The organism is Polaromonas sp., from assembly GCF_030682935.1.
In the GTDB taxonomy this organism is placed as follows: Bacteria; Pseudomonadota; Gammaproteobacteria; order Burkholderiales; family Burkholderiaceae_C; genus Polaromonas.
This window is the reverse complement of sequence record NZ_JAUXNA010000304.1, coordinates 1-13,882: the sequence shown is the minus strand read 5'-3', so window position 1 is coordinate 13,882 and position 13,882 is coordinate 1. Positions and strand designations below refer to the sequence as shown.

14 protein-coding genes are annotated in these 13,882 nt (G+C 63.3%); 5 read left to right on the top strand and 9 right to left on the bottom strand.

The features are described from left to right. The 5 genes from Q8K05_RS14000 to Q8K05_RS13980 form a co-directional block, all read right to left on the bottom strand. Positions 1–166, bottom strand: a 166-nt coding sequence (locus Q8K05_RS14000; protein ID WP_305247252.1) for a DUF3297 family protein, incomplete at its 3' end; no start/stop codon positions are given. Positions 167–233: 67 nt separating this feature from the next. Continuing rightward, on the bottom strand, positions 234–593 hold the full coding sequence (locus Q8K05_RS13995; protein WP_305247250.1) for a 5-carboxymethyl-2-hydroxymuconate Delta-isomerase: 360 nt from the start codon (positions 591–593) through the stop codon (positions 234–236). A 35-nt stretch (positions 594–628) separates the two neighbouring features. After that, entirely contained in the window at positions 629–2,212 is a 1,584-nt protein-coding gene (nadB, locus tag Q8K05_RS13990) for an L-aspartate oxidase (RefSeq protein ID WP_305247248.1), read from the bottom strand. Between the two features lie 32 nt (positions 2,213–2,244). Further along, positions 2,245–3,093, bottom strand: a complete 849-nt coding sequence (locus Q8K05_RS13985; protein ID WP_305247247.1) for a ScpA family protein — start codon at positions 3,091–3,093, stop codon at positions 2,245–2,247. Positions 3,094–3,186: 93 nt separating this feature from the next. Beyond that, complete coding sequence (locus tag Q8K05_RS13980; RefSeq protein WP_305247246.1) at positions 3,187–3,408, bottom strand: DUF3460 family protein; 222 nt, start codon at positions 3,406–3,408, stop codon at positions 3,187–3,189. Between the two features lie 128 nt (positions 3,409–3,536). Here Q8K05_RS13980 and Q8K05_RS13975 point away from each other — a divergent pair, with 128 nt between their 5' ends. Both Q8K05_RS13975 and Q8K05_RS13970 read left to right on the top strand, forming a co-directional pair. Beyond that, positions 3,537–4,052 carry an outer membrane protein assembly factor BamE gene (locus tag Q8K05_RS13975; RefSeq protein WP_305247244.1) on the top strand — a complete coding sequence of 172 codons (516 nt, stop codon included), beginning with the start codon at positions 3,537–3,539 and terminating at the stop codon, positions 4,050–4,052. Between the two features lie 123 nt (positions 4,053–4,175). Then, on the top strand, positions 4,176–5,819 hold the full coding sequence (locus Q8K05_RS13970) for a SulP family inorganic anion transporter (protein WP_305247243.1): 1,644 nt from the start codon (positions 4,176–4,178) through the stop codon (positions 5,817–5,819). A 17-nt stretch (positions 5,820–5,836) separates the two neighbouring features. On the opposite strand, the gene Q8K05_RS13965 is transcribed toward Q8K05_RS13970, so the two are convergent. From Q8K05_RS13965 to metG, 3 genes are read right to left on the bottom strand one after another with little or no spacing between them, the layout of a single operon-like run. Beyond that, on the bottom strand, positions 5,837–6,604 hold the full coding sequence (locus tag Q8K05_RS13965) for a YoaK family protein (protein WP_305247242.1): 768 nt from the start codon (positions 6,602–6,604) through the stop codon (positions 5,837–5,839). Positions 6,605–6,629: 25 nt separating this feature from the next. Then, positions 6,630–6,863, bottom strand: coding sequence for a hypothetical protein (locus Q8K05_RS13960; protein ID WP_305247240.1), 234 nt, complete (start codon positions 6,861–6,863; stop codon positions 6,630–6,632). Between the two features lie 21 nt (positions 6,864–6,884). Then, entirely contained in the window at positions 6,885–8,993 is a 2,109-nt protein-coding gene (gene metG, locus Q8K05_RS13955) for a methionine--tRNA ligase (RefSeq protein ID WP_305247239.1), read from the bottom strand. Positions 8,994–9,225: 232 nt separating this feature from the next. Here metG and lon point away from each other — a divergent pair, with 232 nt between their 5' ends. Further along, the gene (lon, locus tag Q8K05_RS13950; RefSeq protein WP_305247238.1) at positions 9,226–11,595 is read left to right on the top strand and encodes an endopeptidase La; all 2,370 of its coding nucleotides are present in this window, start codon (positions 9,226–9,228) and stop codon (positions 11,593–11,595) included. A gap of 51 nt (positions 11,596–11,646) precedes the next feature. Continuing rightward, entirely contained in the window at positions 11,647–12,174 is a 528-nt protein-coding gene (locus Q8K05_RS13945) for a CBS domain-containing protein (RefSeq protein ID WP_305247236.1), read from the top strand. Here Q8K05_RS13945 and Q8K05_RS13940 read toward each other — a convergent pair. Further along, positions 12,156–12,758 carry a nitroreductase family protein gene (locus Q8K05_RS13940; protein ID WP_305247234.1) on the bottom strand — a complete coding sequence of 201 codons (603 nt, stop codon included), beginning with the start codon at positions 12,756–12,758 and terminating at the stop codon, positions 12,156–12,158. The genes Q8K05_RS13945 and Q8K05_RS13940 overlap by 19 nt on opposite strands. 452 nt (positions 12,759–13,210) lie before the next feature. Between Q8K05_RS13940 and Q8K05_RS13935 the strand changes: the two genes are divergently transcribed. Continuing rightward, a partial coding sequence (locus Q8K05_RS13935) for a P-loop NTPase (RefSeq protein WP_305247233.1) occupies positions 13,211–13,882 on the top strand: 672 nt, incomplete at its 3' end.

Sequence of the window (13,882 nt, the reverse complement as noted above, 5' to 3'; positions counted from 1 at the left end):
CCTTGATCCAGCCCTCGCTGATGCAGTATTCCTCGACATTCAAACGCTCTTTGTCATTCAATCGAATGCCCACGTCATGTTCGAACACGGCAGCGACGTGATGGGGACTGCGCGGGTCAACGGATAGACGGTCGGGCAGAGCAGGAAATGGAGTGGCTTCGTTCATGTGGATGTTTTTTCAATTAACGCGGATAACTGTCAATTTTCCATGATTTGGCGCAAGCCAGAAAAGCTCAGAGCCGCTCTTTGGCGTACGAGCCCCGGTCCATGTCCACGACCTCCACGCTGAGCTGCACCTGCACGCCCGCAGGCCGGGGCGCGAGGCGGCGCAGCACGCTGGCTATGCGCTCCGACAACTCCCGCTTGGCCTCAGGCGTGCGCCCCGACAGAAGCCGAAGCTGGGCATGGACAAAGGCGCGCGCATCGGGCGCGGTGCCGATGGCGAAACTGTTGGCCACGATGAAGCGGGTCTTGAGGTCGGCCTCGTCGGCAATCTCGGGGCTGGCGGTGACGGTCTGGTTCAGTTCAGTGAGGGCTTGCGCCTCGGGGAAGCCGGCGAGGTTGCGCGAGTATTCGACGATCAGGTGGGGCATGGGGGTCCTTGAGGGGGGTGAAAGAGTGCGGGTGCTCAGGCCACGGGCGGCACCAGAATGGTCGGCGCCGCCGGCGCAGCCAGTTCCGGGTAATCGCGGCTGAAATGCAGGCCCCGGCTTTCGCGGCGCAGCTGGGCCGAGCGCACGATGAGGTCGGCCACCTGCACCAGGTTGCGCAGTTCCAGCAGGTCGCGCGTGACGTGAAAGTGGGAATAAAACTCGTTGATTTCGGTCTGCAGCAGCGTGATGCGGTGGGCGGCGCGGTCCAGGCGCTTGTTGGTGCGCACGATGCCGACGTAGTCCCACATGAAGCGGCGCAGCTCGGCCCAGTTGTGCGAAATCACCACGCATTCGTCGGCATCGGTGACGCGGCTGTCGTCCCAGCGCGGTACGCCGGGCACGGGCACGCTCGGCGCGGCGGCGATGGCTTGGGCCGCCGCCCGCGCAAACACCATGCATTCGAGCAGGGAGTTGCTGGCCAGCCGGTTGGCGCCGTGCAGGCCGGTGCAGGCGGTTTCGCCAATCGCAAACAGGCCGGGCAGGTCGGTGCGGCCCGCCAGGTCGGTGAGCACACCGCCGCAGGTGTAGTGCGCGGCGGGCACCACGGGAATCGGTTCCCGGGTGATGTCTATGCCCAGCTCGGCGCAGCGGGCCAGGATGTTGGGGAAATGCTCGTGCAGGAACTCGGGGCTCTGGTGCGAGATGTCCAGGTGCACGCAGTCCACGCCGTGTTTTTTCATCTCGAAGTCGATGGCGCGGGCCACCACGTCGCGCGGGGCCAGCTCGGCGCGCGCATCATGCTCGGGCATGAAGCGCGCGCCACCGGCCGATGCGGGCAGCTTGAGTTGCCCGCCCTCGCCGCGCACCGCTTCGCTGATCAAAAAGGACTTGGCGTGCGGGTGGTACAGGCAGGTCGGGTGAAACTGGATGAACTCCATGTTGCCGACGCGGCAGCCGGCGCGCCAGGCGGCGGCAATGCCGTCGCCGGTGGCGGTGTCGGGGTTGGTGGTGTACAGGTACACCTTGCCGGCGCCGCCGGTGGCCAGAATGGTTTGCGGGGCGCGGAAGGTGAGGACTTCGTCGGTGGCGTCGTCGAGCGCGTACAGGCCCAGGCAGCGCTGGCCAGGCAAGCCCAGCTTGCGCGCGGTGATCACGTCGACCAGCGTGTGCTGCTCGAACAGCGTGATGCCAGGCGTGGCCCGCACCACGTCGATCAGCGTGCGCTGCACCGCTGCGCCGGTGGCGTCGGTGACATGGGCAATGCGGCGCGCACCGTGGCCGCCTTCGCGCGTCAGGTGCAACTGGTCGCCTTCCAGCGAGAACGGCACGCCCAGGCCGCGCAGCCAGGCAATGGCGTCGGGGGCGCTTTCCACCACGAAGCGGGTGGCGGCCAGGTCGCACAGGCCGGCGCCGGCCACCAGCGTGTCGTTGACATGGGCGTCAAAGCTGTCGCCGTCGGCCAGCACGGCGGCAATGCCGCCCTGGGCCCAGGCGCTGGCGCCGTCGCTCAACTGCCGCTTGGTGATGACGGCCACGCGGTGCGTGGGGGCCAGGTGCAGCGCGGCAGACAGGCCGGCCAGGCCGCTGCCGACAATCAGAACATCAAAATCGTGCGTCATGGTTGTGGGTAAAGCAGATGTAAATATAAAAATCAGGTCGGCGTGTAGGCCAGGCGTATGTAAATCGGCGCAAACGACTCGGCCTGGGTGATCTCTAACAGGCATTCCTTGGCCAGCTCCAGCAGCGCAATAAAGGTGACGACCAGCACCGGCATGCCGCGCGAGGCGTCAAACAGCTCTTCAAATTCCAGAAACTTGCGGCCCTGCAGCTTGCGCAGCACGATGCTCATGTGCTCGCGCACCGAGAGTTCTTCTCTGGAGATGACGTGGTGCTGGACCAGTTTGGCGCGTCTGACGATGTCCTGCCAGGCGTCCTGCAGATCGACCACCGTCACGTCGGGAAAGCGCGGCAGCAGCGATTGCTCGACATGCACCTGTGCGGCCAGGAAATCGCGGCCACATTGCGGGACGTTGTTGAGCTGGTGCGCGGCGAGCTTGATCTGCTCGTATTCGAGCAGGCGGCGCACCAGCTCGGCCCGCGGGTCTTCGGCCTCTTGGCCTTCGGCCGTCTTTTTGGGTGGCAGCAGCATGCGCGACTTGATCTCGATCAGCATGGCGGCCATCAGCAGGTATTCGGCCGCCAGCTCCAGATTGGTGCTGCGGATTTCATCGACATACGTGAGGTACTGGCGCGTGAGCGCAGCCATCGGGATGTCCAGAATGTTGAAGTTCTGCTTGCGGATCAGGTAGAGCAGCAAGTCCAGCGGACCCTCAAAGGCCTCCAGAAACACCTTCAGCGCATCGGGCGGGATGTACAGATCGCGCGGCATCGTGAACATCGGCTCGCCGTAGAGGCGGGCCAGCGCGACGGGGTCCAGCACCGCAGGCAGATTCAGTTGCAGGTCGGGTCCGGCTGCGGGTGGGGCAGGTATTTGGGGCATGAAAGCAGCCGCTACGGACCAGACGCTTCAGGTGTATGCTATAAAAAATATAGCTGCCTGCGCCCGTGTGATAAGGGCTGGAGGTATTTTTTGTTATTGTTTTGCGTTGGGGTGGCTGCTGGTGCCGTAGACATAGGGTTGCTGGTCGACGCGCGCTTCGCCGAACTCCGACTGTTCGTCCCGGTTCAGGTTTTTGTCCCACAGCAGCGCGCGGCCGGCCCGCTGCTCGGCTTCCAGCGTGGGCTTCTTCGCCTTGAGCTCTTCGATGAACTGGGTGACTTCAGAGGTGTAGTCGGGACGGCGAAAAATGGACATGGAAGGGCTGCCTAAAACGTATAGTTGCATGATTTTACCGGGGGTCTGCCTTGCGCTCATTGTTTTGTCTGCCTGTGCCTGCTCAAACGGGCTTTTCGTGTCTTGTTTCTACCAGGAAGGTTGTTTTGATGGGCCTGCTGTCCGTGTTGTTGGGGCTGGTGGGCTGCGATCCGCAGCGCATTGCCGAGCTGGAAGAAGGCGTGTCCACTGAAGCCGATGTGCGGGCCCGTTTTGGCGAACCCGAGAAAATCTGGGATGCCAGCGACATGGTCGAGACGCCTTTTCCGGGTGCGACTGCGGCGCCAGGCGCCCGCACCTTTGAATACAACCGCCAGCCTGCGGGCCAGGTCAATTACATGATCACGATTGGGGCAGACGGCAAGATGAGCGCGCTGCGGCAGGTCTTGAACCCGCAGAACTTTGCCAGGGTGCTGCCCGGCATGCGCATGGAGCAGGTGCGCAAAATGCTGGGCAAGCCGATGAAGGTCACGACCTATGCGCTCAAGCAGGAAACCCATTACGACTGGCGTTACCTGGCCCCGCCGACCACGCCCATGGTGTTTGCCGTGGTGTTTGACCCCGACCTGAGGGTGCTGCGCACCATGTCGGTCGAGGAGGAAAGTGTCAGTCCGTCGGGGCGCTGACAGCGCATGAATCCGTGTCGCCGGTGTATCCTGTTGTTTCTTTGGTAAAACGCCATCGGCGCGGCGCGCGCAAGGCGCTTGCGACAGCACATTATTCAGGGCAGGGGGACGAACGGAATACCGATGATCACCATTCTGGAAGCAAAGCGCGCCGGTCTGTTTGGCAAGGGAAGTTTCTTTCCCAACATTGTGGCCGGCGTCATTGTGGGGATTGTGGCCTTGCCGCTGGCGATGGCGTTTGCAATTGCCAGCGGCGCCAAGCCGGAGCACGGCATTTACACCGCCATCATCGGCGGTTTCGTGGTGTCGGTGCTGGGCGGCAGCCGGGTCCAGATTGCCGGGCCGACGGGTGCCTTTGTGGCCATTTTGGCGGGCGTCACGGCCAAGTACGGCATTGAGGGCTTGCAACTGGCCACGCTGATGGCCGGCTTGATGCTGGTTGCCATGGGCCTGACCAAGATGGGGGCGGTCATCAAGTTCATTCCGGCGCCGGTGATCGTGGGTTTTACCTCCGGCATTGCCGTCATCATCTTTGTCGGGCAGTGGAAAGACTTTCTCGGTTTGCCCGCAGTGCAGGGCGAGCAATTCCATCAAAAGCTGTTGCAACTGCTGGTGGCGCTCCCGCAATTTCACCTGGCCACCACCGCTTTGGGCTTGATGAGCTTGTTGCTGGTGCTTTTTTCATCGCGCATTCGCGGCATGAAAAAGGTGCCGGGCCCGCTCACGGCCATGGTGGTTGCCACGCTGATGCAATCGATTTTCAATTTTCAGGGCGTGGCCACCATAGGCAGTGCGTTTGGCGGCATCCCGACCGGCTTGCCCTCGTTTGCCATGCCGTCCTTCACGCTGGCGCAAGTGGTGCAGCTCATGGGGCCGGCTTTCACGATTGCCATCCTCGGTGCGATTGAGTCGCTGCTGTCGGCCACGGTGGCTGACGGCATGGCGGGCACCAAGCACGACTCCAACCAGGAGCTGGTCGGGCAGGGGCTGGCCAATGTGGTCGTCCCCCTGTTTGGCGGCTTTGCGGCCACCGGGGCTATAGCGCGCACCGCCACCAATATTCGCAACGGCGGCACCAGCCCGCTGGCGGGCATCACGCACACGGCCACGCTGGTGCTGGTGTTGCTGTTTCTGGCGCCGCTGGCCTCCAATATTCCCTTGAGCGCACTGGCGGCGATTTTGTTCGTGGTGGCCTACAACATGAGCGAGGTCAAGCACTTTACGCGCCTGGTGGCCCGTGCGCCCCGCGCCGATGTGGCCATTTTGGGGGTCACTTTTGTGCTGACCATCTTTGCCGATCTGGTGGTGGCCGTCAGCATTGGCGTGATCATGGCGTTCATGCAGCTGCTCAGGCGCATGACGGAAACCTTTGAAGTGCAGACACTGGGCAATGAAGACCTGAAAAGCGAATTGCAGGCGTTTGGCTTGCCGGCGCTGCCCAAGGACTGTCTGGTCTACGAAATTGACGGGCCGTTTTTCTTTGCAGCCGTCGAGAGTTTTGAAACCGCCATCAAGTCCACCGGTGGCAACCCCAATATTTTGATCTTGCGCTTGCGCCGGGTGCCGTTTATCGACTCGACCGGGCTGCAGTCGCTGCTGCAGGTGATTGAGGACATGCACCGGCGCGGCGTGCAGATTTTGCTCTGCGAAGCCAACCACCGTGTCAAGGCCAAGCTGCTGAAGTACGGGGTACTGGAAAAACTCCCGCCGCAAGACTACGCAGACAAATTTTCGGAGCACCTGGGCCGGCTGACATCCGCGCCCTGAACCCCGTCGGTTAGCGCTTACACCGGCGCGTCATGGGGCGCAGGCGCAATCCGGCCATGCCGCACATCGTCGCTGATCGGTCCCCACACCAGAACAGTCAGCAACAGCGCCAGCGGCACGGTGGAGATGTAGCCGAAGGTCTTGAAGCCGTAAGCACCGATCAGGGCGCCCACGAAGAAGCTGGCAATCAGCAAGCCATGGATTCGAAGCTTGTGACGATTGGCCATCACCTTTTTGGGGGCGGGCGCGTAGTTGTAATAAAACAGCTTGCCCAGCTCAATGCCCAGGTCGGTGAGCAGGCCTGTGACGTGCGTGGTGCGGATCACCGCATTGGACACTTTGGTGATGACCGCGTTTTGCAGCCCCATGATGAAGCACAGCACCAGCACGGTGAGCGGCACGAACAGCGCCGCGAACAAATTGATGGCCGCGCCAAATATCCCGAAGATCAGCAGCAGTCCGGCTTCCACCACCAGGGGGCGGGCAAAGGCGCTGCGCAACTGCCGGCGCAGACTCCAGTTGACCATCCAGGCCGTGGTCATGGAGCCGCTGACAAAGGCCAACACAAACGCCAGTCCTGCCGAGGCCAGTTGAATTTTCCCCAGGATCAGGTTGTCGGCAATCGCCGACAAAATGCCCGTCATGTGGGAGGTGTACTGCCCGACTGCCAGAAAGCCCCCGGCATTGGTGGCGCCCGCGATGCCCGCGAGCGCGCAGCCCAGCCACAGATCGGTTTGGGCGCTGCGGTGAACGTCTGTCCACCAATGGATTTTCAGGTTGACCAAAGGTGGCCCGTTAGTCGGCACTGACTCATGGCGCGGTGTCCGCTCCCGGCAGCACCGCATCGGCGGTGGCGCCCACGACGTTTCCGGCGATGCGCGCAGTGCCTATGACCGCATTGGCCGCCAGCCCGACCGTCCCAATCGCCACCGAGGCGGCCACGTCCACGGCCGTCACCACGGCGCATCCGGGCAGCAGCAGGGCCAAAACGACCATGAGCGCCCAGGTGCTCAGGCGGGTGCGGACAGCGTGCAAACAAGTCATGGCAGGGGCCTTCGGGGTGGCTTAATGAATCCGCATGCCCGGCGTGGCGCCCGGCACCGGCTCCAGCACATAAATGCCGGGCTGGGCTTTTTCGTCAGCGTGGCTGGCGGCCAGCACCATGCCTTCGCTGATGCCAAACTTCATCTTGCGCGGCGCCAGGTTGGCTACCAGCACGGTGTGCTTGCCGATCAGGTCTTCGGGTTTGTAGCAGGATGCAATGCCGCTGAACACATTGCGCATCCGGCCTTCGCCCGCGTCCAGCGTCAGGCGCAGCAGCTTGGTCGAGCCCTCCACGGCTTCGCAGTTGACGATTTTTGCAATTCGTAAATCGACCTTGGCGAAGTCGTCGATGGTGATGGCGGGCGCAATGTCCTCGCCGCCGGGTGCTATGTTTTCAATAGCTGCTTGGGTAGATTCCACGCTGGCTGGAGGCTCAAACAATGCATCAAGCTGCTTCACGTCGACGCGCTGCATCAGGTGCTTGTAGTCGCCGATCTGGTGGCCACTTCCCAAGCCACCCAGACTGGCGCTGGCGTCGGCAAAGGTCAGCGGGCCGGTTTTCAGGAAGGCTTCGACCTGCGTGGCCAGCGCCGGCAGCACGGGTTTGAGGTAAAGCGTCAGCAGGCGGAAGGCTTCGATGCAGACCGTGCACACGTCATGCAGGCGCGCCTCCAGGCCTTCTTTTTTGGCCAGTTCCCAGGGCTTGTTCTGGTCGACATAGGCGTTGACGCGGTCAGCCAGCAGCATGACCTCGCGCAGGGCCTTGGCGTATTCGCGGCTGTCATAGAGCTGCTCGATGGCGCCTGACTGGGCGCGCAGGCCGGCCAGCAGCTCCGCCCCGTCGGCCGACACCTCGCCGAGATTCCCGGCAAAGCGCTTGGCGATAAAGCCCGCCGCGCGGCTGGCAATGTTGATGTACTTGCCCACCAAATCGCTGTTGACCCGCGCCATGAAGTCGTCGGCATTGAAGTCGATGTCCTCGTTGCGCGCATTGAGCTTGGCGGCCAGGTAGTAGCGCAGCCACTCGGGGTTCATGCCCAGGCTCAGGTACTTGAGCGGGTCCAGGCCGGTGCCCCGGCTTTTGCTCATTTTTTCGCCGTTGTTCACGGTCAGGAAGCCGTGCACAAAGATGTTGTCGGGCGTCTTGCGTCCGCTGAAGTGCAGCATGGCGGGCCAGAACAGCGTGTGGAAGGTGACGATGTCCTTGCCGATGAAGTGGTACTGCTCCAGCGCCGGCAGGGTGGCCGGGTCCATGTAGTCGCCATAGCTCTGGCCGCGCTGGTCCAGCAGGTTTTTCAGCGAGGCCAGGTAGCCGACCGGCGCGTCCAGCCAGACATAAAAATACTTGCCCGGCGCATCGGGAATCTCGATGCCGAAGTAAGGCGCGTCCCGGCTGATGTCCCAGTCGCCCAGGCCTTCGCTTTGCGTGCCGTCCGGGTTGGTGCGCACTGAAAACCATTCCTTGACCTTGTTGGCCACCTCGGGCTGGAGCTTGCCGTCCTGGGTCCAGGTTTGCAGAAATTCAACGCAGCGCGGGTCCGACAGCTTGAAGAAGAAATGCTCCGAGCTTTTCAGCACCGGCGTGGCGCCCGACAGCGCCGAGTAGGGACTGATCAGGTCGGTCGGCGCATAGACCGCGCCACAGACCTCGCAGGTGTCGCCGTACTGCTCCTTGGCATGGCACTTGGGGCATTCGCCCTTGATGAAGCGGTCGGGCAGGAACATGTTCTTTTCGGGGTCAAAGAACTGCTCGATGGTCTTGGTTTCAATCAGCGAGCCGCCCGGGTTGTCGCGCAGGTCGCGGTAAATCTGCCGGGCCAGTTCATGGTTTTCGGCCGAGTCGGTGGAACTCCAGTTGTCAAAGCTGATGTGAAAGCCGTCCAGGTAGGGCTTGCGGCCGGCCGCGATGTCGGCCACGAACTGCTGCGGCGTCTTGCCGGCTTTTTCGGCGGCAATCATGATGGGCGCGCCGTGGGCGTCGTCGGCGCCGACAAAGTTCACCGCATGGCCCTGCATTCTTTGATAACGCACCCAGATGTCGGCCTGGATGTATTCCATGATGTGGCCGATGTGGAAATTGCCGTTGGCGTAGGGCAGGGCGGTGGTGACGAAAAGGCGGCGCTGGTGCATGGTGGGTGCTTTGGTGGGGCTAACCGGTGATTTTAAGTCGGCCGGTGATCTGATTTTTTTGCCAGCCCCGAACCGGGCGATTTGCGGGCATCCGGGCCAAGCCGCAGCAGCCATGGCTTGCGCTTGATTTGGATCAACCAAATCGCTAGCCAGCCTGTTTCTGGAAGCCGGCTGCATGCCTACACTGGAACGCGCAGGCCGCCTGCTCCATTGAAAGAACTGGTGAACGCTCATGGACCCTGAAGCCCCCAACTTGCCCGACCTCCCCACAGGCGTGATTCCCCTTGTGCCGATGCGCAATGTCGTGCTGTTCCCGCACGCGCTGGTTCCCATCACCGTCGGCCGAGCCAAATCGATTGCGGCGCTCCAGCATGCGAAAAACACCGGTGCCCTGCTGGGCATTGTGATGCAGCGCGACGAGCGGGTCGATGACCCGGGGCGCGAGGCGCTGTGGGATGTCGGGACCACCGCCAAGGTGGTGCAGTACATAGACTCGGATGAGCAGCTTCGCCATGCCTTGTGCCAGGGCGTGGGGCGCTTTCGCATTGAGTCGCTGGTGGAGGGTTATCCATTTCTGGCGGCCCGCGTGCAGTTCCTTGAAGAGCCGGCCGAGATTTCCACGCAGGCGCAAGCGCTGGGCCTGCAGCTGCGCGAGCGGGCTGCCGAGATCCTCTCGCTGTTGCCGGGGGCTCCGGCCGAGTTGGCGCATACGCTGCAAGCCGTGAAGTCGCCGTCGCATCTGGCTGACGTCGTTGCAAGCCTGCTCGATACCGAGGTGAGCGACAAGCAGATGCTGCTCGAAACGGCAAACCCCGAGGAACGGTTGCAAAAAGTGCTGCAGATGCTGTCGCACCGCATTGAGGTGCTGCGGCTGTCGCAGGAAATAGGCGCGCGTACCAAGGAGCAGATAGACGATACCCAACGCAAATACATGCTGCGCGAGCAGCTCAAGACGATCCAGAAAGAACTGGGAGAGGAAGGGAGCAACAGCGAAGACATTGCCCAGCTTGGCGAGCTGATCACCAAGGCGGGCATGCCGGCCGAGGTGCAAGCCCAGGCGCGCAAGGAGCTCGCACGGCTGCAACGCATGCCCGACGCGTCCAGCGAATACTCGATGCTGCGCACCTATCTGGAGTGGATGACCGAGCTGCCGTGGGCTGCGCCGCCCGCCAGCCCGATTGACCTGAATGAGGCGCGCCGCATCCTTGAAGCCGACCACTACGGTCTGGAGCGCATCAAGCAGCGCATCGTGGAATACCTGGCCGTGCAAAAGCTCAACCCCCAGGGCCGCGCGCCGATTCTGTGCTTTGTCGGGCCGCCGGGCGTCGGCAAGACCTCGCTCGGCCAGAGCATTGCGCACGCGCTGGGGCGGCCGTTCGTGCGCGTTTCGCTGGGCGGCGTGCATGACGAAGCCGAGATTCGCGGCCACCGCCGCACCTATATAGGCGCCATGCCGGGCATGATTGTGCAAAGCCTGCGCAAGGCTGGCGCCCGCCACTGCGTGATGATGCTCGACGAGATCGACAAGCTGTCGCCCAGCGCCCACGGCGACCCGTCGGCTGCCATGCTGGAGGTGCTGGACCCGGAGCAAAACGCGACGTTTCGGGACAATTACCTGGGCGTGCCGTTTGACCTGAGCCGCGTGGTGTTTGTCGCAACCGCCAATGTGATGGACCAGGTGCCCGCCCCGATGCGTGACCGCATGGAGGTCATCGAGCTGCCGGGCTACACCCAGGAGGAAAAGCTGCAGATTGCCCTGCGCTATCTGGTGCGGCGCCAGCGCGAGGCCAACGGCCTGCACGAGGACCAGTGCGAATTGACCCCTGAGGCCCTGCAGTCCCTCGTGGCCGAGTACACCCGGGAAGCGGGCGTGCGCCAGCTGGAGCGTGAGATCGGCCGCGTTATGCGGCACGCCGCCGTGCAGATCGCGGACGGCTCCAGGGAACGGGTGCGCGTTGATGCGGCCGACCTGGACGCGATCCTTGGCCCCGCAAAGTTTGAACACGAAACCGCCTTGCGCAGCAGCCTGCCCGGTGTGGCCACCGGACTGGCCTGGACGCCGGTGGGCGGCGACATCCTGTTCATCGAAGCGACCCGCGTGGCGGGCACCGGCCGCCTGATCCTGACCGGCCAGTTGGGCGACGTGATGAAGGAAAGCGCCCAGGCCGCGCTGACGCTGGTGAAGTCGTGCGCCAACACCCTGCGGATTCCGGCGGCCAGCTTCGAAAGCATCGATGTCCACGTCCATGTGCCCGCCGGCGCGATCCCGAAAGACGGGCCCAGCGCCGGGGTGGCCATGTTCATCGCGCTGGCCTCGCTGTTCACCGACCACGCGGTGCACCACGACGTGGCGATGACGGGCGAAATCAGCCTGCGCGGCCTGGTGTTGCCGGTGGGCGGCATCAAGGAAAAAGTGCTGGCCGCGCAGCGTGCCGGCGTGCGCACCGTGCTGCTGCCGCGTCGCAATGAAAAAGACTTGCGCGACGTGCCCGACTCCACGCGCCAGGCGCTGACGTTTGTCTGGCTGGACCATGTCGATGACGCCATTCGCGCAGCGCTGGGCGATGCAGCCACGTCGGGGCCCGGCTTCGTGCTGCTCTGACGCGGCCCGGTTCTTTCTATCCCCCGCCAAAAAAGTTTCAAGGAGAAAATCATGAATGTTGCCTCCATTTGTACGCGCCGCGTCGCCACCATCGACAGCACCGGCACGCCGATTCAAGCCGCCGCCCTGATGCGTCAACACCACGTTGGAACCCTGGTGGTGACGACCCAGACACCGGACGGCCCGCGTGTGAGCGGCATCGTGACCGACCGCGACCTCGTGATCGGTGCGCTGGCCGACGGGGCTGGCGCCATCAGCGGCGAAATCGGCGCACTGGCCAGTCACCAGATTGAGAGCGTGTTTGAAGACGACGACGTCGCCAGTGCGATTGCCGTGATGCAGGGCGGCGGTGTGCGCCGGCTGCTGGTGGTCAATGCCGGGCACCGGCTGGTCGGCCTTGTGTCGCTCGACGACCTGATGGCGGCCTGCGCCAGCGAAATGGGCGGCCTGGTCAATGCGATTCGCAGCGGCATCAAACGCGAAGTGATGGACACCTTGACCGCACCAGCACCGCTACTGCTGCTGCGCAAGCCCGCCACGGGCGCCGCCGCTTCCAGCAGTCAGGCCGCAGCCGGATAGCCGACGGTTTGCGCCAATGCAATGCGCTCTGTCTTTGACAAGCCCAGCGCCGCTGCCAGTTCGGCGCGGTTAATCAGGCCGCGCACAACGGTTGCCAGACCCGCACTGGCGCAAAACAGGTAAACGTTTTGCGCAATACAGCCCGCGTCGGCCCCGGCAAGGAAGTGGCGCTCCTCGGGCTGGGCGTCCGGCATGCGGTTGAAATCAGCCACATAGACCAGGTTCAGCGGGGCGGTGGCGACAAAGTCCTGCATGCCGGTCAGGCCGCGCAGGTCTTGGGCCTTGACCAGAAGCAGGCGATGCGCCTGCGCGTCATAGCGGTAAGCCCCCTCCTGAAGGACCGCAAAAACATCGATTTCCTGCCAGTTGTGGGCCGACGGTGCAGTGCGCCCCGCGCTTTCAGGCCGGTTAATGCCAAACCCGGCCCACAGCAGTGCTGAAAGCGTTTCCAAAGGCAGTGCGTCGTCCCGAAAGGCCCGCCCGCTGCGGCGTTCCTTCAGGGCCTGTTCAAGTGTCGTGTGCGCGCCCGCCGGGGGCGGCAGCACCACCACATCGGTTTCAAGGTTCAGTGGAATCGTGGACATAGGCTTCTCCTGCTGGGGTTGAATCGCTGCGTAACGCCGAGGCGAACCGGCGGCCATGGGCTTGCCGGGGCCTGTTTATTTCTGATTAATTCTGGGCGGCGCGCCGCTCGCGTGGCTTGCGCAAAATCAACACCGTGCCCGCGAAAGCCCTTACGGGGACGGTTGAGCCGCCTGGCGCCCCTGCGCCAGGCGCTGCATTGCCTTAGACTCCGTCAGAAATTCAGGCACGCGTCCGGCTCAAAAGGCCTGTCGCAAAGTCAAATGCCGGGCGGGCTTTTTATGCCGTGCAGGCGGCGCGATGGCTTAAGATTGCGCCCGCAGAGGGCCGTAAATGGCCTGCTGCGGCCCATTTGCTGCCGGTGCTTGCAAGGTCCTGAGCGCCTGGCCGCCAGGCGGCGCTGACTTGGCGCTGCCAACATGTCCCCCACAGATTCAATTCGGAGATTCCCCAGATGGCTGTAGAACAACAAGCAATTTTGACGGCACTGCAAGCCGTGCTCGACCCCAACACCGGCAAAGATTTTGTCACTACCAAGGCGCTGAAAAACCTGCAAATCAACGACGGCGATGTGGCCTTCGATGTGGAGTTGGGCTACCCCGCCAAAAGCCAGATCGCGGGCCTGCGCAAGAGCCTGATTGCCGCCGTCAAGGGCGTTGCGGGCGTAGGCAACGTGTCGGTCAATGTCACGGTCAAGATCGCCAGCCACAGCGTGCAGCGCGGCGTGCAGCTGCTGCCGCAGGTCAAAAACATCATTGCCGTGGCCTCGGGCAAGGGCGGCGTGGGCAAGAGCACCACCGCCGTCAACCTGGCTTTGGCGCTGGCGGCCGAAGGCGCCAGCGTGGGCCTGCTCGATGCCGACATTTACGGCCCCAGCGTGCCGATGATGATGGGCATTGAAGGCCGGCCCGAAAGTACCGACGGCAAAAACATGGAGCCCATGGAGAACTACGGCCTGCAGGTCATGTCCATCGGTTTCCTCGTCGCGCAGGACGAAGCCATGATCTGGCGCGGCCCCATGGCCACCCAGGCGCTGGAGCAGCTGCTGCGCCAGACCAACTGGAAAGACCTCGATTACCTGATCGTCGACATGCCGCCCGGCACCGGCGACATTCAGCTGACGCTG